Annotated in this window: 10 protein-coding genes; all 10 read right to left on the reverse strand. The window is 42.2% G+C overall.

The window, feature by feature from the left end:
- Positions 1-186: 186 nt before the first annotated feature.
- The 10 genes from JQC92_RS15870 to JQC92_RS15915 all read right to left on the reverse strand — a co-directional run bounded on the left by JQC92_RS15870 (position 187) and on the right by JQC92_RS15915 (position 20,063).
- Positions 187-2,607, reverse strand: a complete 2,421-nt coding sequence (locus JQC92_RS15870; protein WP_205000557.1) for a hypothetical protein — start codon at positions 2,605-2,607, stop codon at positions 187-189.
- Positions 2,607-6,488 carry a hypothetical protein gene (locus tag JQC92_RS15875; RefSeq protein ID WP_205000558.1) on the reverse strand — a complete coding sequence of 1,294 codons (3,882 nt, stop codon included), beginning with the start codon at positions 6,486-6,488 and terminating at the stop codon, positions 2,607-2,609. Before JQC92_RS15875 ends, JQC92_RS15870 begins: the two co-directional genes overlap by 1 nt.
- A 96-nt stretch (positions 6,489-6,584) precedes the next feature.
- On the reverse strand, positions 6,585-9,236 hold the full coding sequence (locus tag JQC92_RS15880; RefSeq protein ID WP_205000559.1) for a DEAD/DEAH box helicase: 2,652 nt from the start codon (positions 9,234-9,236) through the stop codon (positions 6,585-6,587).
- Position 9,237: 1 nt separating this feature from the next.
- Positions 9,238-11,052, reverse strand: coding sequence for a site-specific DNA-methyltransferase (locus JQC92_RS15885; protein WP_205000560.1), 1,815 nt, complete (start codon positions 11,050-11,052; stop codon positions 9,238-9,240).
- Positions 11,053-11,132: 80 nt separating this feature from the next.
- Positions 11,133-12,089: a WYL domain-containing protein gene (locus tag JQC92_RS15890; protein ID WP_205000561.1), complete on the reverse strand. Its 957-nt coding sequence runs from the start codon at positions 12,087-12,089 to the stop codon at positions 11,133-11,135.
- Positions 12,090-12,345: 256 nt separating this feature from the next.
- A complete protein-coding gene (locus tag JQC92_RS15895) occupies positions 12,346-13,974 on the reverse strand; it encodes a Tn7-like element transposition protein TnsE (protein WP_205000562.1) in 1,629 nt (542 codons plus the stop codon).
- Positions 13,975-13,989: 15 nt separating this feature from the next.
- Entirely contained in the window at positions 13,990-15,501 is a 1,512-nt protein-coding gene (locus JQC92_RS15900; RefSeq protein WP_205000563.1) for a TnsD family Tn7-like transposition protein, read from the reverse strand.
- Between the two features lie 2 nt (positions 15,502-15,503).
- Complete coding sequence (locus JQC92_RS15905; protein ID WP_205000564.1) at positions 15,504-17,162, reverse strand: AAA family ATPase; 1,659 nt, start codon at positions 17,160-17,162, stop codon at positions 15,504-15,506.
- Positions 17,162-19,249: a transposase gene (locus JQC92_RS15910; protein WP_239480595.1), complete on the reverse strand. Its 2,088-nt coding sequence runs from the start codon at positions 19,247-19,249 to the stop codon at positions 17,162-17,164. The genes JQC92_RS15905 and JQC92_RS15910 overlap by 1 nt, the downstream gene beginning before the upstream one ends.
- Entirely contained in the window at positions 19,233-20,063 is an 831-nt protein-coding gene (locus JQC92_RS15915; RefSeq protein WP_205000565.1) for a TnsA endonuclease N-terminal domain-containing protein, read from the reverse strand. Before JQC92_RS15915 ends, JQC92_RS15910 begins: the two co-directional genes overlap by 17 nt.
- Positions 20,064-20,175: the final 112 nt, after the last annotated feature.

Genomic DNA, 20,175 nt, shown 5'->3' on the forward strand with positions numbered 1-20,175 from the left:
TGTGGGAGGACATTAAAGTTTAGAACTTTAATGTCTCTGAACTGTGTCCCGATAGTTTATAGTCGGCTTAATAATGACATTAAAGATTGAAAATTATTGACCAATTAAAACTAACCTTCATATTTTTTAAGACAATAAAGATGGAAACTAATCAACCTATTTACCAGTCAAAAGCTTTCAACAACATCATTTAAGTGTCGCTGCACTGGAACTGAAGTTGATCTCTTTCCATCGTTTAATTAATGTCGTGACACATGGGTTACCCGCAAGCTGATTCATACGAACCCAATCGACATCGAGTAAATCTGCCAGTAGGTCAATGTCCAACTCACCTTTTAAGGTGTGCCATTGTCGGATACTCGGCTGCCTCATTAACTGAGCTTTTGGAGAGGTTAATCCACCGACAACAAAATATCCCTTTTCTTTGTCGTACCATATGCGTTGAATACCCGGTATGTTACTCATCCAGCGTTTGATGTCGTTTAAAGGCTTATCAAAGTATCGAGATAACAAGGTATCTAAACTACCGCTGATTGATGTGTCCTTTTTCTTACCTCGCTTATCTAACCAACGCTGAATAACCTCTTTTTTTACCTGATAGTAAGTCACCTTCGTTTCATTTTGCTGATGAAGCGAAACTAATTGTTCTTGCCATAATTCAACTAATTCGGGCAACTCACTTTCAAATCGCATTGTTGCCTTTTGGCTGGATAACACGCCATCATCACTCAATTCTTTGACAATATTGAGCAATACTTCACTATCTGGTAGCACCCAATCCGTCAACGGATAAGGCTTCTGTTTCTTGGTTAAATCCGAAAGTGCATCTTCCATACCCAGTGGCAATACATTCGTTTGGTCGTAAGATGGATCTTGCATCATGATTGATATTTGTGCGTCCTTATCCTTACTCAAAACAAGCGTAATTCTTGCCGCAAATCGTCGTTGTTTATCAACTTCAGTACCGTAGTAATCCATTACGACATTCTGACGATAACTATAGGGCCAATTCTCATTCATCAAAGTGAGCAAATCATCTACGGATGTTTCGAAATTGGCCAGGTACTCATTTGTTTTCAAAGTCATACCAGAATCAGTGGGCTCGAAGGGGATCAACACCGGTCTGTCGTTTGAAACCGTAAACAAATAACCATCAGTAATGACAATGGTTGATTCGTTTAAACAGGCGCGTTGCAATGGCAAGACTTGAGAAATAGGCCTATCAGAATCAATCAGTAAACGTTTGATCTCTAACTCTTTAAGAACCACTTCAAGCTTTCTAATAATCGCTTCTTTGTATGCCTTGGTATCTAATAAGTCGTAGTTGTAGGTGTAATATCCACCTTCAGACGCAACGTATAGCTTTATCGGGTCATCGTCTCTTTTTGACTCGATTAACAGCCCTTTTTCGACTGGGTCTCCCGTTACATCATGAGGATTAACGTTGATATGTTGAACTGCACACCGTCCAACTAACGACTTCGTTAGTGGATAACGATCATCTTCAATACCTTTTTCCTGATCTAGCAGAATCAAAACGCGGTCCGAACGTTCAAGCTTTATCCGTTCAAAGTCATTTGCCGCAGTTCCATCTAGTATATTCCACGAAACATCGACGCCTTTCTGTGCAATTATCGATTTAAATAAGTCTAAGATTTCTTTACAAGCAACAACGGCATTAACTCTTAGGTCTATAACCTTGATTTCACCGGATATCTCGATGCTTGGGAAAGATGACTTAGCCTTATTGGCCTTATGCTTTGTTTTCAACGTCAGTGGTTGGAGATTTAATGTTTTAGCTGAAAGTTCAAAACCATAGTCATGCGTAAAAAGGATAAACGCATCTTGCACTGGTTTTAACACCATAGGCCAACTTTGCTCAAACCTAGTTGGTGTAGAAAGATCCAGAAACGGGCGCTGTTTACGTGAATTTTTACTCTTTCCAATCTCTTTAAACAGCGTACCTCTCGGTTTTCTTTCATGGCCAGGATACCACCTGACGAGTACCTTATTTTTGTCATAGACCCATAGAGGCTTCTTAATGCGAGCAATATCATCGTCATTAGATAACGTTCTTAATGGAACATTGGTATAAAACAGAGCAATTTCAGTGGTATTACCATCGTTTAATTGCTGAGTTCTACAATCAAGACTAATCGCATTGACACCGCCAGCCCAGCTATCTACTTTCAATAACGGACAACCTAAACTGTAAGCGCCTTTACAATGACCGCCAAAAGCCCGTAATGATCGCATCATTAGTCGAATCCACACAGGATTTAAAATCGGTGAATATTCCACGCGTACCGGAGTAATAGGCTGCAACTCAGCGTCTACAATAGACGGAGGACTATCACTTGAACTTTGTAAAGCCACATAGAGACCAAACTGATTACCATTTTTTTTCATTAAATAGGCAAACTGCCGACTGTCTAGCTCAGCATCGATACGTTCTTCCCAGGCTTTCTTCTCTTTCCACTGATAGTTGTTATTGAGAAGTGGATAGTGATAAACCACAAATTTGTTGGCTTTATCTGCATCAACCTCGCTATTCAAATAAACCAAATGAGACAGCGGCAACTTCCTCAAATCTTTATTTTTATCCATTAACCTTGCTCCCTCATACGCTGCCAAACTATTTTCGAAAACCACTTAAAGCCAGACGTCATTTGATATCCATCGCTCACCAAACAACCTGGTAGAAACAGGATTGAAGCATTCTCAACTTTTACTGGCTCCAACACTTCAGAAAAGCCCGATAAGGAACAATCTTCACCAGTCAATAGGTTCGCGATTACCAAAATGGCGTTTTCACCACGGATTTGACGGATCTTCTCCAGCTTCTTAATTAATCCCAAAGGCGCAAATTCAGGATGTTTGCCTGAAGCAAGCCATTGTTCAAAGCCTTCATCCGACTGTTCCAGAGCAGCTACAGACCAAAACTTAGCGTCAACAAAAACATCAGCGTTGGCTATCTCAAAATCATATAGTTCAAACAGCTCATGGTTGTAGACGTCTTGTTTAGTGACTAGCTGCTTGTCACTCAGCAATGCGCGAATACCTTCCTCACCAATACGCCCTTGTAAAATTCGCTGAATCACAACGGGATGAAACGCAAATTGCTCTTCAATGTCATTGGCAAACGGCTGAAACGACGTTCGAAAACCTTTACGATTAAACCAATCCGAAATGGCAGGCTGCCGATTAACAACCTCATAAAGCGTCTGTGGGTTATATTTAATCAACCCCGCTGCCCGCTTCGCAAAGAACTGCCAACTTTTCTGGTCGTACCATATTTCACCCGTAACTATTGATTTTTCAGGTCTTTCAAAGCACGCCCAACGACACAAAGGCTCAGTAATGCCAAACGTGTTGTTATGCGGCATCCATTGGAGATCATGCTGCAATACAGCGCGGCCTAGTTCATGCCAAAGCACTGAAATGTCTTCGATACAACCTTTACCTTGTCGTGCACCTCGGATAGCGGAAACTAACTTATTATCAATAATATCTACCGCAGCAGAGCCATCTTGGGTTTGCGTTTTCAACAGGGCAAGAAAGTTGGAAACCGTTGCATCTTCGGAATGAGTAAGATCATCAATCAGCTGATTATTAAGGTTTGAAACCCAATTTCGGTTGTTAGTACAAACGGTTAATTGGCCGTAGTTGCTAAGATGGCCTGCTACATCATCGCTTAAATGAATGGCGACATGGGGCACATACGTCCAAGCACGTTCAATACGACCAACTTGCTGCTGCACGTCAGCGGCAAGATTCTTAACGTAGTCATTTGTCGCTTTATAGAGCTTGTTTAGCTCCTGGATTTTAGCGACTGAGTTATTCATTAACGGCATAATAAATTGCCGCTGCTGCTTACGTGAAAACTCTGACCGCCTGACTAATTTTTCTAAGTTTCTGAGTTGAAAGCCAGCATGAGACATTTCATCATCAGCGTCATTGCTATCCCATGGTGAAAAGTAAAAGTGCTTACTTTCAATAATAAATAGCGACGTCAGATCCATCTGCCCTTGAGAGTTAGGCAAGGAGTAATCCAAATTAATGCCATTGGTAGCGGATGCGGTTTGTGTCATTACCACCACGGTTCGGCCAGAGTCGAACGCCGCTTGATATGCGTGCTCAAATCCTTCTCGCTTTTGTGCTTCAGCATTAAGCAAGCAAATCATCATGGGCTTACCATTGACAGCCAAAGGAATAAACACATCGTCAAAAGAAGACAATACGCCAGTGGTTAAACGCTCCATTTCAAGCCAATCCGCACTCATTCTACTGTTTTCTGCGGTATCACTTATCAACCACTTCCGAAGGTATTTGACTGAGTTAACAAAGGCCAGATGACCTTTATGTTGTGGCTCATTCGCTGCTAAATGCAGAACGTGCAGTAATTTAAACAATACAGACTGCCGGTATTCATACTTGTAACCTGAGTGCTCAGCCTCAAAAAATGCAGCGTTCAAATGCAGTTTTGCCTCCTGAAAAACTGGTGCATTGATAGCATCATCAAAGTCGTGAATCGTGGTTTTCAGTGTCGAGCGACGCTTTTCAGATTTGTCTTTAACCAACGAGCGGATCACCGCTATTTGTAACTGCTTATCCTCGTCAGTTTGTAAATACGGAATTGGCTTCTTAAACCAATCTTCAGGGCACTGCTCAAAGCTATCGCCCAGAAAACTCTCGGTACATTGTGGATTGCGGGTCTGAGCCACGTAACGCAAAGCGCTTTCAATCCAGCGTATATCGAAATGACCAATCCCCCTTTCGATATAAGAGGTTGCGGATAGTGCAAAAACGAGGTTACGACTCGATAACGAAACCATTAACCCTTCAGGTGTTGTCGGTAATAGTGCGCGTTTAATCTTGATCCTCAACGGGTCAATATCCGCTTCAGCTTCATCTGTGGTTAATAGCCAGGTTGTTAGGCCAAACATATTCGTCTGAGTATTAGGTAATCGGTTAGATCTACACAGCGCTTCTAACTCAGGCAAGCTAGTGCGAGGCAAGGAGAACAGCGATAAACTGGGTAACGCTGTGCTGTAGTAGGATAGTCGATAGTCATTCGCAGGATCAAACAGCAATCGGTTTAGCCGAACGAGATACTCATAGGCTTCGGACTCATCGGTTGCGAACTGCGACAACAGCAAACTGAAGCGTCTGATATATTTCTCCATCACACGCAAAAAATCACCGACATCAACTGATTCTTCATCGCTTTGCCCATAACTTTTCACTTCAAAGCCATGAGGTTTTTGCTGTAACTGCAAAGGCTCACTGGTTACTAAGTGATCTGAGCGAAACAGATATTTCTTTTCGAACGGGATACCGGATTCATACTGTTTTAAAGGCATTACCAGCGCCCTAGACTGATTCAGATCGACACCCTTGCTGGTCAAATCCTCCTCTAGCTCCGCAATAAGCTGTTTAAGCTCAGTGTAAAGCTCAGGTATAGGTTCAGCAGTAACAAACTGCATTCTCGCTAATAGGCGCTTACCTCCTTCAAGTAATTGACCAATACACTCAGGCGGCTCTTGCACCATTTGAGACTGGGCAAGTAATGTCTGTAGAATGTCCGCTTGGTAATCAAACTCATCAACAAATACTACCTTTCCGGCCAGTTGGCCGCTCGACATTCTGACTTTCTGTTTACCGTCGTAAAAGGAAGCGAACAGCTTCTGCGTAGTTAACACCAGCAAATGTTGTTTATCATCGTGCCAGGCAATCGCCGGGAAAATTCGACGCACCCATTTATTTTCTCTAAATAAACGAAGCTTTTCTTTGGCTTGCTCCGTGAGTTCATGCGTCTTGCCATGGTGCTTACTGGCATACTTCACTGCCTTCTCTACGGACGACATACACCCAAGTAGCGTGCGCTCGACAAACCCACACAGTTTTCTTAGTTCCTGCTCTTCTCGTTCGAGTAAGACGCCCATCGAATCAGGATTTTTCTTTTTGTACTCAACATTACGGGCAATAGCTGCAACGTTGTGGCAAGCACGAACGAGAGCCTCTTTATCAGCATTAGAACGAAACACTCCTAAACCATGGATGTCCTCAATGCCCTTATAAGGATCGGGCAAGTCAGACTTTTGAACGCCTTGTTCATGTGGCAGTGCCCGTTGCGAAACCGCACTAACAACAGTTTCATCCTGAGCATAAAGAATACTAACGAGCAGAGGGTTACCTGAGCTGTCTTTTGCACTCGTGGCACTTTCATAAATGTCATGCAGAATGTTCCAGCGATGGGTAACCAATATGGCCTGCAACCTTTTGGATTTTATAAATTCAAGGCTCGCTGGAATTTTCCCGTCTGGACTACGATAAAGAGAACTACTTTTGCCTCCGCCTGTTGGGCCTTGTAACTGGCAAAAGCCAGCAATAGCATTTTCGTTCTTTGCATTAACCGATAGGGCAAGCGCCTGTTCAATCGTATGCGCAATGATTTGATTATAAGAAGTCGGTATTGGCTGACTCATCTAAATCCTCGTTAACTTGCTATTCCTTTTGAGTTTCGCCCCTTTTTTAGAAGGGGCGACAAGGTTGGAGACAACACAACACCAACAAATGACTCATTAATTCAACTCAGGCACGATCTCTTGTGACCAACTGTCTTCCATCAGCATTCTGAACGACATACCACCCGATGCGGCTTCCAACGTAAGTTCGCCAGCATCTACCGCCGTCTTGACGTGCTCAGTTAATAGCTCAAATAATCGGCGCTTGTACTCAGTGTCGTCGTTTCCTTTTAAATGCTCACCCTTGGTTTCCAGTACAGAGAAGCGGTAACTGCCAGAGTTTGGCTGTTCGACGCACACCAACAAGTCAGGGTAAACCTTTTGCTTTTGCCAGCCTTGCAGGCTGTACTCGCTTTGATTCACTGCAATACGATGCCACCAATACACAGACTCTTGCTTATCCAAATACCAGGCTGTGTCGCGCTCTAAATTGTTCAGCCCATTTTGATAGACCTTTTCGAACAGGCTTTTTTCGAGTTCAGATCCATCCTTGCGGCGAAGCACCTGATCATGCTCACTGACATTAACCTCTAAGGTTTGCGCCAGTTCCCAATTTAGCTTTTCGTTATCTGAAGCGAGTAGGCGCAGGGAAATATCACCCTTGTCCAACTTAGATCTGAAGATTTGCTCCGATAATTGCGCGACCTGTTGTTTAATGTCGCGCTTCATCTCTTTGAGTAGCTCAAGGCGGTTAGTAAACAAAGCCTCCTCAGAAACCCCATTACCACGCAAGATGTCTAACGTGTGCGTTAATACCCGCATGGCTTGCCATGGGTTTGGAATAACATCGGTGAGCTGCCTTACCATAAACGAAATATCTAGGCCTGCAATGGGGTCAAACACGATGTTTTCGTGAACCGGGTCGGCCAAGTCCAATTCACCTTGGTTATCCTTTGACATTTTGTAGTCGATACGGGCAATCGTGCGCTGTAACTTGTCGTCCACTAGCTGGAAGTTCTCTGCATTCAAATAAGACAGCGATTCCCAATCTAGGTCACCCAGCACATCCCGTTCATAGTCAAACAAACGATAGCCGTCTTTGTACCCTGCATCACGGTGTAAAACCCGAGGCAAGAATATTTTCGGTAGGTTACGAAAACGCTCTCTACGCAATAAGGTTTCTTTGCTCACTACTGCGGCGGGTTTATTGGCTTGTGAGGCTTTAACCTGATTCGCCACATCCCCCATCCCTTCTTCTTCTAAACCTTGCTTAACACCGGCGACGGCTTCCATCACATCTTGATCAAAGGTGTAGACATAACACTCATCTAAGCTTGATTTTTGCGTCAATCGCGCATGTGGCTGACGTAGGACACGACCAATCATTTGGGTGATTGCCGTTTTGGCGGTCATTTTAGACAACACGGTTAACACATAAGCAAAGGGGCAATCCCAACCTTCACGCAGTGCATCCTTTGTGATGATGTATTTAACGGGGCACATTTCGCTGAGCAAATCATCATCACCCAACTCGTCTTTGTCAGACGTTTTCAGGCGAATTGCATTTTCATTCACGCCCAATTTTTCCATCAAATATTTGCGGGCGTCTTCCGCATGCACAAAGGCTGAGTCACGCTGGTCTTTACCTGTGCGCTCAACACGAATAAGCATGATGGGGCGAATGTAGCGACCGGTTTCGTTGTATAGCTGCCCGGCATCCTTTTCAAGCTCTGCCAATTTAGCGTGCGCAAGCGACAAGGTATGCTTCCACTCACTTTTGTCTTCGTTGATTAAGTTTATGGGTAATTTAATCATTTGCTCATCTTTCAACGCTTGCCCAGATACGTTCACCAGCACATTTGAGTGATGCTTACCGTTAGCGTTAGGCGTGGCAGAAAGCTCAAGAATAAACTTAGGGTTAAATCCACACAGGGTTTCTCGTGCGGTTTCGCTATAGGCTTTATGCCCCTCATCCACAATAATGATTGGGCGAACTATGCGTAACACATTGCCTAAGCTTTGTTTGACTGACACTGAGCCTGGGGCTATGCCTTCTTGCCAACCGTAATCTGAAAGATCGTTACAATCTAAGTTACGAATACTGCTCAATAGCGCCTCATTGGCGGTAGTGTCATCTTCAATCGGGAAGAAAGTGGTAAATCGCCCGCTATCACGGAACATTCGTAGTGTCTCTTTCGATTGACGCGCACTGGATTGCAGCATCAACAGCATAACGCACAGGTTTTCGTCGGTATCTCGCTTGGTAAAGGCATCGTTCTTTTCGAGCATTTTTACCCGCCCACCCGAAGCACGTTCTAACATTTGCCGGTACGGATGCTCACGATTGGCCAACTGTTTCCAAGTTTGCTTGTAAATGGCATCCGATGGCACCACCCAGAGCACCATACCGATTTGTTGCGTAAACAAATCCGTTTGCAGGCGCTCGACCGCAGCAACGCCAAGTAAGGTTTTACCACCACCCGTCGGTACTTTCAGGCACACGTTAGGGATTGGCCGCTCTAAGCCGTCAAATCTTGTGACATAAGGCGCAGGCACCAAGTTGCCGCTTTTGTCTTTAAGTAGGTCAATACGGCGCTCCTGCACCAGAGCTTCCCACGTATCTTTAGCGTAATCGGTTAAGCGGGCCTCTTTGCCTTTCATTTTCTGAAAAGCCACGAAGTCTTCCGCTTCTTCCTTGGTGTCGGCCAACTTTTTCAGATAATAGTCCAGCTTATCCAGCACACCATTTTGGTAGTCTTTTAACTCCATATTACGCCCCCATAATGCGATGGATAGCGTAAGGCAACTGGCAAAACTCAATGCGTTTTTCAGTTAGGTCCTTCTGACTCATAAACTTCGCCACAGCAAAGACAATGGTGCGCTTTTTCGTGGCATTGTTTTTAGCAATCGTTTCTACTTTACCTGCGTTTAATGCTGCTTCATTTGAGCGCAACCATTCGCTATCCGGGCGATAGAACAGATGAATACGGAATAAGTCTGTTTCACCGATAAAACCATCGGCAGAAGCTTTAGCTACCGTTTCTAACGATTGCCCAGTGGCGGTATAAAACACATAACGTGCGAGCGCATCGAATGACGGCATTGCTTCGCCGGTGAGTAAGCTTTCAATTTGGATCGGTTCCCCTAAGGTGCAATAGGTGAAGCTGCCACCAATGCCTGGGGCAAACTCATCCACTTTGCGCTCACCGGTGACTGTGAGCACACCGTCTTTGAGTTCTTTTTTGATTTTGTCGAAGTCTTTGCTGTGTTTTGCTTCAATTTTGGCAATTTTTTCCAACAGCTCAGCGTGCTTTTTCTCGAAAACCGACCACGTGACTTTTTCAGAAAGCAGTTCTTGCTTTTGATTGCCTTTGAAGGGGTAGCCATTGATAACACGACGTACACGCTCTGCTGTTAATGTATCGGCGTAGCCTTCGCACTCAACTAAGATAAACTTACGATTTCCATTGTCCCTTTTATTAGTTTCAAGTACTGCATTAGCAGTAGTGCCAGACCCAGCAAAAGAGTCTAAAACGATAGCGTCTTCGTTATTGATAAGCGTGAGTATTCTGTCAATGAGTTGAGTTGGCTTTGGGGTTGCAAAAGGAATGCTTACCTCTGAGAACATGTTTGCAAGGTTTTTCTTGGCTGCATCGCTATGGCTAACATCAATATACTTCCAAATAGTTTGTGCAGGAATGCTACTTCTAACCTCTGATAGAAATCGTTTCAAACGTGGTTTGTTAGTGCCACTTTCGCCGAACCAAATACGATTATCTTGGATTAGCTGTTCCATGCGTTCTTTATTAAACCGCCAGCTACTTCCTTTAGGTGGTAGATGCTTCATGCCATTTGGAGCTTCAACTTCATATATTGCATAGTCACGAGACTCAGTTCGTAAAAGGTTATCTGAAGCCCAAACACCTCTTGGATCATTATCGGGATTCTTATAATTCGCGTCTTGTTGATCAGTACGCTCAAGCCCTCCCAACTCAAACTTGTCTATGTTTTTTGCATAAACGGCAATAAAATCATGTTCTTCTGAAAAGTATTTAGTGTCACTTTTTGTACTATATTTTTTTTGCCAAATCAGGGTGGATACGAAATTTTGCTCTCCTAAAATTTCATCCATCAATATTTTTAGTCGGTGAAACTCATTGTCATCTAAGGTGATCCAAATACTTCCAGTCTCGGCTAACAGTTCTTTTAAAAGTGTTAATCTCGGCCACATCATGCAAAGCCATTTATCATGACGTTCCAAATCTTCTTTATCAACAGGATTAGCAGACTTTTTCAACCACTCCTGCATTAATGGTGAGCGAACGTTGTCGTTATAACACCAGCCTTCATTGCCTGTGTTATACGGCGGGTCGATAAAAATGCAGTCAACTTTACCAGCATGAGTCGGCAGTAGCGCCTTGAGGACTTCAAGGTTGTCGCCATGGATGATGAGGTTGTCATATAGTGATGCCGCCTTACCTTCTTGCGGTAGTGATTTATCCGCAACCACTTTTAGTTCACGAAACGGCACACTCAGATGGTGTGAATAAACAAACTGCTTACCTTTAAAATCCAACGTTGGCATCGGTATTCCTTAAATTCTTATTTAATTCTGATGATTAATATCTAGTCATAAAAAGCGGTTGTCTAGGTTGTGCTCATCGTCTAAGTGACATAACCCGGCGCAATTGCGAGGTTTTGAATCCCATACAGCGCGGCACGATTGTTTAATGCCAGTTGGCAATGGCTGGTTGATAAACACGCAGTCTCAGAACAATCGACATTCCAAAGCCGAAGCAAGTACCCCGCAGTTGCCGCCCTGATCTCGACCTTCATCACGCCACCCGCCATGCCATAGTCCAGCTCTATCGCTTCACTGTGCTCTATGCGTGGGTGCGGCACTAACTCAAGCTCTACAAATCGATTCCATTGCCGATCTTGGCTTTCGAGCTCACTTTCTTTGGTAACATAGGGCGACAAAGTGGAGTCTTCAAGCACAACCGCTGCTTTAATTCGGGTCAGTACAAAGTCTCGGAATCCATTTGGCGTTCCGCTTTGGCCATGCTTGCGGTCAAAACCACGAACATGCCAACGCAGGCCATTGTCCACCATCGTATGCGGCACAATTTCACGCATTGTTTCACCGCTAGATAACGACAGATAGGTGATACGCAAGGCTTTGCCTTTGTGGATAGCTTCGGTGACTTTCGCCACTATCGATAGACTCGGCTTATTAAGGTGATAAGGCGCTTCACAAGCCAGAGGTGGTTTAACCTTTCCAGTGAAGCCATCGCCGTACCCTTGGCTAATGGTTGCAAGTGTTCGAACGACGTCGTAGTCGAACAAAGGTTCAAATGCTTCACCGCGCTTATGCAACTTGAGCTTTTGGTCATATTCAATATTGCCTGGCGCAAGCTCTCTGTACATTGTGAAGTCTTTCGTTGCCTGTGCGGCAGCTATACTGAAGCGATTAACTAAATCCGCCCGTACCGCTTCTCCCTTAAACAATAAGGTGAAATCAATGTGGGCAATGCGATCTCTGGTTGCTTGTGGCAACTGTTCTATCTGCGAAGACCTATCCAGCTTCGCCACTACCGTTTGTTTCAGACCATCATTTGTCATGCGTCTTGTTTATCCAATTCAACCAGTTTCTTAAAACTCTGTTTATAAAGTACGGACCGACATTGCGTAATTACATTGAAGAGCGACGCTCAACGCTGCTTTTCATCCGCAATGACTTAGCAATCTCTAACGGTTGAAGCTGGACAGATGGCCATAAAACACTGAGTAGGCCTCAACCTAATTAATTTTATTAGGTGTCATCCTATCACAAATTATTTTGTAGGGAAGACTGAGCGACAACGTTTTGATCTGTAAGCTAGAGTTTATCGGCGACCCTTCCTGCCCAATCCAAAATTGATTCCGTCGGGATACCTGTCGGGTGCCCTTCAATAGATTTAGGGTGAGGAATACCAATATGCTTTTTGAAGCCAAACATAGCGTCCATTTCTTGAGTAGGCCATCCCAGAGATTTTGTCACCACACCTTTTTTGATTTGAGAAAACTGCTCTTTCCAATTGCGAGTATCAGTCTTTCGAATACACTTGGTAGAAATCCATTTTTTCAGTCCTGTTACATCAATTTCAAGCAAATAATTAACATGTCCGTTCCGTTTCACTACAACGCAACGAATCGTTCTTTTTGCGCCAGAATCAATCAAGTGACACTTGCTGCGACCGACTTGTTCTAACTCGTGAGTGTATGAGTCAATGATTGTGCAGGCGTACTTTTCCTCTAGCATTTGCACCATCATGTTAAAAGCAGTAAAGCGCGATGCATACTCTTCAGAACGATCAGTACAATCCTCCATTCCTCCACCTATATCAGCAGAGGGTATCTCACCATCACTCCCTGGCTCATTAGTGCTTACCACATCGCTTGCTTTCTCGGGTAGTTCCTGATTACCATCTGGCCTATGACTTCTTTTTGGTATTGTTGCTTTCGACGTTGAAAAACTGTTCTTGAATCTTACTGAGCAGGTATTCTCACCTAACAAGAATGCTTGGTTAGCATCGGAAGCTTCTTTATCATCATCGATAATATGATCTTCTGGTCGTTCGTATGGTTTAGACCCTTCGCCACCAGTTGTTGGCTCTAGTCCTTCATCTGGATGCGTAAAAGACGGGTTATGAAAGTAGACCCTAGAAGGCATTTGTGCATTAATTTCAATGTCCGAGATCTTTTCAACTAGAAAGTAGCGGCCACTTACATCAGGTCTACCTTCATATAAGAAAGACCACCCTGGCATTTGAGGTGGGTCGAAATTAAATAACCAACGCCTATACCTTGCAGATATATCTAGGTGATTCTCAATATTAAAGTATCTAAAAATCGATTCAAATGAGCGCTTTGCATTACTATCAATAAGCAACCAGCTCAGCATCGCTCTTGTTGCAGAATCATTGAATGCAGAAGGAGGAAAGTTAGATGTTTGCAAAACTTCGATGTTGGCAAAATCCTGCTTCATGTTAACTTCTACTTTGAAGTCGGTGAGTAAGCGAGAAGACATCAATGACGCTCGTGATAAGTAAGAGCTGGCATAAAACAAAACCCTCGCTAATTCGAGCTGAGGGATTACCAGGCTGGGAGCTGTCGTCCGTTCTAATACAAACGCATGTTGCTCTGATTCTTTATTTCTCAAAGATTCTGCTGAATCTGAGTCGGGAAATTCATTTAACGTACTTTTTCTAAGGTATTCATTGGCTCTAAATGTATGACGCCCACGTTTAATGTATCTTTCTGATAGCTCTCTTTGATTTATGATCTTACCTCGATATAAAGCAGGGACATTAGAAAATGCGGTAGCGTGAAAACCATTTTTTTGCTGAGGTGGATTGCACCATACTTCGATTGAAGGCCTATAAGAAGTATCACTTGTACGTACTAACACCCTACCTGTATGAACTATACGTACATCATCATCACATTTGTAAAACGTAGCTCCCATGAAATTTCCTTATTTTTAGTTTGATCCTGTCACGACCCAATCGAGCAGGTCGTCGATAATTGGCAGTATTCTTTCTTTAGGAAGGCTTGCTGAACGCATCAGTTGCCAGCGACTTTTTCTATCCCCAGCTCGTAAGTTTACGATTACAGTCATTGCAAGCCTACGAGCTTGAAACTCAAAAACACTTTCTTGATATCGATTCAAAGTAAAAGATAACAGAGGTAATAGATTCAACTTTTTGCTTATCGAACCGTAACCTTCTAACTGTTTAAGTAAGAAATTTTTAGTTCTCCTAGGGCTCTCAATTACACCATCAAATTGGTCAACAACCCTAAGAAGCTGCTTAGTTAATGAACGATCTCTTGCACTCCAATCTACTTTTTTCTGTCTTAGTGCCGATTGCGATTTGTTCGCACTATTGAAAGCCAATAACCAATCTCTATCATTTCGGTACAGCCAAGCGTACAGTGCACCACCACCTGAAAGTGTACGTGCTATATTAATCGGTGTTGTACTTATTAAACTCTTCCATTTATTACGCTTTACCTTACTCGATTTTGAATCTAGATCAACATGGTTTTTCTGAAGAGATACAGTCACTTTATCTTCAGATTTAACTTCGTTAATGATTTCGCTAACTGTCATATCTGGAATAAAAGCCGACCAAACGATTAAGTGCTGCAAGTAACTAAAAGCTTTACGGTGACGACGAAATATCGTGCGTAACCAGTTAGTATCCCTATTAGAATCGATGGCTAATTCAGGAATGACTATCTTGTTAACAACTAAATCTGCAATCTTTTCGTGCGCAACCTGCTTATTACCTTTTCCATAGCCAAAATCATGCGCTAAATTATTATAGAAAAGGCTCCATTGATTCTGGGTAGGGGACTCTTGAATAGGTAAAAACATCACCTCTTGAGCTTTTTTAGCTAAATAAACGAACTGCTGCTCTGTTTTATTATTTTCGTTACATAAAAAGGGCTGACATTGTATTCGACCACATACGTGGTATGTGTGCCTATTATCATGGTAAGAGGTTGTCGATTGGCTCAAAATCCCATGTTTATGGCAGTAGGGTAAGGATGGCAGGAACCACAATCTAGACCAATAGCTTTCCCCATATTTTTGCTTTTGTTCTTCTACACAAGCTGGGCAAATCCGAAAATTATCTGATATTTTAACAATAGAAGCAGGGGCACCTAGCATAAGATGGACTGAACCTCTGGAGAAACCTTTCATTCTGCTCATCGCTCGAACTCTGACACTTTCATCAATAAAAGGAGCGTAGATAGGAAACATTGTGTGCTCATAAACGAGCTGAGAAACGTCAAATTTTCCAGTATTAACTAGCAACTCAGATATCGCTGACAAATGACTAGGAAGGTCAATTGTTGCAATCACTTTCCTGTCACCGAATACTTCATCAAGTAGCTGTTTAGAACTTGTTATGGCACTTCGAATGCCAGCTCTAGCAACTAAACTATAAATTAATTCATCTGGGTAAGGGACAGGAAAGCAGTTCAATACTAAACCGCCTTTTCTAGCAATGATTGAATGTCTAAAATCAAACCAGATTTTGACATTGCTGAGTACATTTCGTAGTCAGAGTCAGATTGAGAATGAACAAACCTCAAATCTTCACTATTAAGTGTATGCCACTGAGCCTGTTTGATTGAAGAAGCTCTCTTGCCCTTACTAGGTTTAGATTCTTTTTTAGGCTGCAATTGTTCAGGTATCATCAGTTGATCATGTATCAGCGGCAGTAAGCTTATCCATGTAAAGTCGGGGTGTTGATCAAATAACTGTCGTATAACAGGTGCTAAAAGGGTTGAATCAAACTCATCTTTTAAAGCCATATACACACGTCTCTCTTCATCTGTTCTTAGCTGTTGATATGCGAACTCTTCTGGTGTTTGTTGAGCTGATTCGGCAACCTTCTTTTGCAGTTCTAGGATCCTTTTATCGGTATCACTTAGTTTAAGATCTGAAAACTTAATCATTTCTTCGACGTCACCTGAACGCAAGGCAGCTAGCATTGGATGAACTGGTTTTAATTCGTCCTCGTATACTTGTTGCATTAATTTTGACGTGATCCTTTCCACTTTTGTAGCAATAGCTCGCAACTGACATAACACAAATATCTTGACCACTATATCGAGAACGCCTTGACTTAGGTCATACCACAAAGAACGAATTTCATCTGATAACACTTCATCACGTTTTTGAAGCCATTGGAGAGACCATAACTTATCAGTAAGCGCTTTCCACTCCCTTTCTTCTTCCATTGGATCCCAAAAAATTGCGCCAAGACCAGAGCCTCGCCTTGCAGATCTCATATCTGCTTCAAATATCTCACGTGCTCGTGGTGTCCCGACCAAAATAACAGGAAGACCAATGGTATTTACTAACGTCACAAAGAAGTTGAGCATTTTCTCAGAACCACCAGAGCGCAAACGACTAAGATGCTGTATTTCATCAATAATAAGAACGCCTACTGCGTGAGCATTTGCAACTTGTGCCATTGCCGCCAAAAGAGTTTCAATACTGGGTCTTTTGCTCATGGAATATTGTTTTTCGTAGTTTGATGTTCCTAGTGCTCGATCCATTCCACGAAAAAAATTCAAGCACAGCTCTTTAAGTGAGCCATCATGTGAGCAATCGATTTTTAGATAAACTACTTGTTCAAGATTTCTATCAGGATGATAAATAACTTGAGGATATAAAGATAAAAGTTGCTTAATTGCTGTTGTTTTGCCATTTCCGCTACACCCAATCAACGTCATACTTTGGGCTGTCGAACTGACTTCTGTAAACTTTATCGCCTTCAAGTCACCAGATAACACTCGTTCGTAACCGTTTTGTATATGTCTAGCCCAATCACCTGTTTCGGGGTTTCTTCCTACGTAACCACCTCGTATCATTAATGAGAGTCGCTCATGTAGCTGTATGTGTTGACTTAGTGGTTGAAAAAAATCATCAATAACACGACAGATACTATGCGCTCTTTCAATACCATTTAAATGAATATCTTCAGCAGAACATTTTAACGATCCCTTTAGAGCACTGGAATCATCAAGGAAGCTATTGAGAGGTGGAAGAGCCTCTATCAGAGGATTACCTTGATAAGCTGATAATGTTGCGGCCTGATAAGTTGCAATAACACGATGATTTTGACTTTTCTTCATCAACTCTCATCCCCATCATCAAATAACTCTGGTATGAAATCAGGAAGTTGGTAACTTTCTTCCTCCCTGTTTAACTGTACAACTGGTGCCAAATCCTCTTGTTTGGGCCTATTAGGCGCTATTGCTAACTCCTTTCTCTCTTGCTCACGTAGCTGCCGTTTGTTAGCTTTAATCTCATTAATTTTTTGTGCATTGCTCAATTTACTGGTTTTGCTATTTTTTTTCGCTTTCTTCAGTTTCTTTTCAAGAAGATCATCAAAGTTTCTTTCTACTGGTGAAAACTGATATTTAGCTTCTGCCAAAGCTTGTTTTTGTAAGGCTTGTCGTTCCCATACTTGATACCAAGTTAGATCACGGTACTCTCTACTTCGAGTAGAAATATCACAAACCCAAAAAGTGTTTTTACCCTCTTCAGGAAACAGGTATATATTATTAGCAGAACCAAGCTCATAGGCTGCATACAATTTTTTGGGCCTAGAAACTTCCGAAGAACGGTGCATCCAACCAGTTTTTATAATTTCTTTTCCTGTATAGATTAACCCCCATAACTTTACGCCTAATTCAGATACAGTGACTTTTTGTCGAGGTAACAACAATATTTTTGCAATATCCGTATCAATGGTTCGTAGACGTCCAGTACGATGTTGAAGTCCCCAATTCCAAAGATCAATTGGGATAGAAGGAAGGTTTTCTGGCATATCAGAAGCGCGATCATATTTTTCTAACGGCTTATTTAGATTATGAGCAAGTATCGAATAGAGCATAATTTCGACAAAATCAGACCTTGCTACTGCAGCTTCAACCCTATAATCCTTTTCACCGTGCTTTTTAACCTTATTACCTGTAACCACACCAGGCATATAGGGCTTAAACTTAGCCTGCAACGTGCCAAATGACCTCTCGACAATACCTTTCGCATCACCTCTTCTAGGAGGGGCGCTTTCAAGTCGAACACCAATAGCATCAACCAAGTAATTTGCTTGGTGACTCATTAATTCACCACGATCAGCCAGCAATACGTCAGGAATACCTAAACATGGCCACTGTTCTTCAGAAATATCGATGTCATATCTTGCACACGTTTCAACTTTACTACTAAAGCTTGATATCAGTGCTTTCATTGCAACGGGAAAAGACGGATTATCGAAGCCAATATAAAAACCAGCAACCATCCGACTGAATACATCAATGACCATATAGATCGTAGGTCTACCAATAACCTTGTCGGAGTCGTTATCATCCACCAAGTATATATCTGCAATGGTGGCATCAATTTCATATCTACTACCAGGGCCTAAAGCTTGAGCTGTTGCGGTTCCATGAAGTGGCCTAACATCTTTATTGTAAACGCCTTGAGGTGTCTGAACGGTAAGCTGAGTAACCTTGTTATACTCAGTTTTATAGAAGTATTGAAACTGGCGAAGTGTTGGTATTTCATGCTCTTCAACGTAAGGATTTTTGAGTTTGTAAGCCTTAGTAAACTTGATATATGAGTAACGAACTGAAAAAACCTTTTCATTCATCAAATACTTATCACAAATAATTCGAAATTGCTGTCTGACGCTTTCAGTTATTGGCTCCCCACTACCGATGCCATAAATTCTCGGCCTACCAGCTTTTTTATCTATAAAGTTTCTTCTTTTTCCTGCGGCACCTGAGTTTTTATAATCAGGCAAAAGTGCATTTTTTATCTGCCCTCGTTGCCAGTATCGTCTCATTAAGCGATAGATTGTCGGTTTGCCTTTACCCGACTTAGCAACCACATCATTAACTTTTTTTGCTCTAACTTTCTTGTCGAACGCACCTTCACCTTCAACGATAGGCTTAATCAGTTCATAGTTGCGTTGGCTTTCATGATAAACACTAGACTCTTCGGTCCAAGACTCGCCTTGGAGATAGGCGTAGGGATCAGGGATTTTTTCTATATGCCCCTCATCAACCCAGTTGATACATTCATCAAAATATACTTTTACAGGAAAGCCTTTATTCTCATCAATAGCAATCCAATAAAAGTAGCTCGCTTCAGTAAAGAGTATGCGATATTGTTTGCCATCAAATGCTAGAGTTTCGTTAACTTGCCACATCATTATGCTCCCCTAGTAAAGATATACTTCTAAACACAATATCTTTAGCTTTCAAACTATGGAATGGTAAACGCATATCGAACGTGATAAGCCTTGCAGCACACATTAAACGAATATCATAGAGCGATTGACCAAGCTCCTGTTGATATGCTTTGTCATAGCCCTTGCACAGATCAACCACTCTTCTTTCTGGATGTTGAAAAAAATAAGCACTGACATGTTCGAAAGTTAGCAAAAGTTCATTCGTTATCAATTCGTCAAAGTACCCTTTAACCCCGTATAGCCATTCAATATTCGATACGACGACTCTATTTATCTCTTTCTCTGTTACAAGGAACCATGGGATTTTTTTAAGCTGCCAATATCTCCGTTCAATTTCAAGTTTTTCGACAGTTCTTGGATCTTTTAAGTCTTTTGAGTACTTTGCTTGTATAGCAAACTTGGGTTGAATTTTGGAAGATGAGTTGACCAAAAAATCTGAGGACATGACAAGATTTACCCCAGCTTGCGAAGGGTGCCATAGCTGACCTTCCTTGGAGATATTTAAAGTATCATCCCTGTTTAATGGAAATTGCTCACGAATGTCGGTTATGGCAGAGTCATAATCGAGAAGAAGAAAGACTGCGAATTCAAGGTCTGATAGAACATGGTGAATTCGCCCAGTTAAATGAGAGTATACTCGCTGAGATCGACCTTCTGAGGGAACTTCATTAACATACAACCACGGTTTATATTTAGAAAGCCTTCCAGAACCTCGCCCTTCTTTAATCCTCTTGAATATTTGCTTTTCAGTTAAAACGTACTTTGATTTTGTCATAAAAAATCCGGTCAACTTTTGAACAGTTTAACCGGATTTAAAAAGTTTTCAACTTTAATGTCACAGTTTCAAACTTTATTGTTTAGTTCTAAACTTTATTGTATACCGACAG

Source organism: Parashewanella hymeniacidonis (assembly GCF_016900895.1).
Taxonomy (GTDB): domain Bacteria; phylum Pseudomonadota; class Gammaproteobacteria; order Enterobacterales; family Shewanellaceae; genus Parashewanella; species Parashewanella hymeniacidonis.

Excerpts from the sequence above, each read along its gene's own strand:
- JQC92_RS15915 (WP_205000565.1), bottom strand. The coding sequence starts at position 20,063 with ATGACAAAATCAAAGTACGTTTTAACTGAAAAGCAAATATTCAAGAGG.
- JQC92_RS15875 (WP_205000558.1), bottom strand. The coding sequence starts at position 6,488 with ATGAGTCAGCCAATACCGACTTCTTATAATCAAATCATTGCGCATACG.
- JQC92_RS15870 (WP_205000557.1), bottom strand. The coding sequence starts at position 2,607 with ATGGATAAAAATAAAGATTTGAGGAAGTTGCCGCTGTCTCATTTGGTT.
- JQC92_RS15895 (WP_205000562.1), bottom strand. The coding sequence starts at position 13,974 with ATGGGAGCTACGTTTTACAAATGTGATGATGATGTACGTATAGTTCAT.
- JQC92_RS15890 (WP_205000561.1), bottom strand. The coding sequence starts at position 12,089 with ATGACAAATGATGGTCTGAAACAAACGGTAGTGGCGAAGCTGGATAGG.
- JQC92_RS15910 (WP_239480595.1), bottom strand. The coding sequence starts at position 19,249 with ATGATGTGGCAAGTTAACGAAACTCTAGCATTTGATGGCAAACAATAT.
- JQC92_RS15905 (WP_205000564.1), bottom strand. The coding sequence starts at position 17,162 with ATGAAGAAAAGTCAAAATCATCGTGTTATTGCAACTTATCAGGCCGCA.
- JQC92_RS15880 (WP_205000559.1), bottom strand. The coding sequence starts at position 9,236 with ATGGAGTTAAAAGACTACCAAAATGGTGTGCTGGATAAGCTGGACTAT.
- JQC92_RS15885 (WP_205000560.1), bottom strand. The coding sequence starts at position 11,052 with ATGCCAACGTTGGATTTTAAAGGTAAGCAGTTTGTTTATTCACACCAT.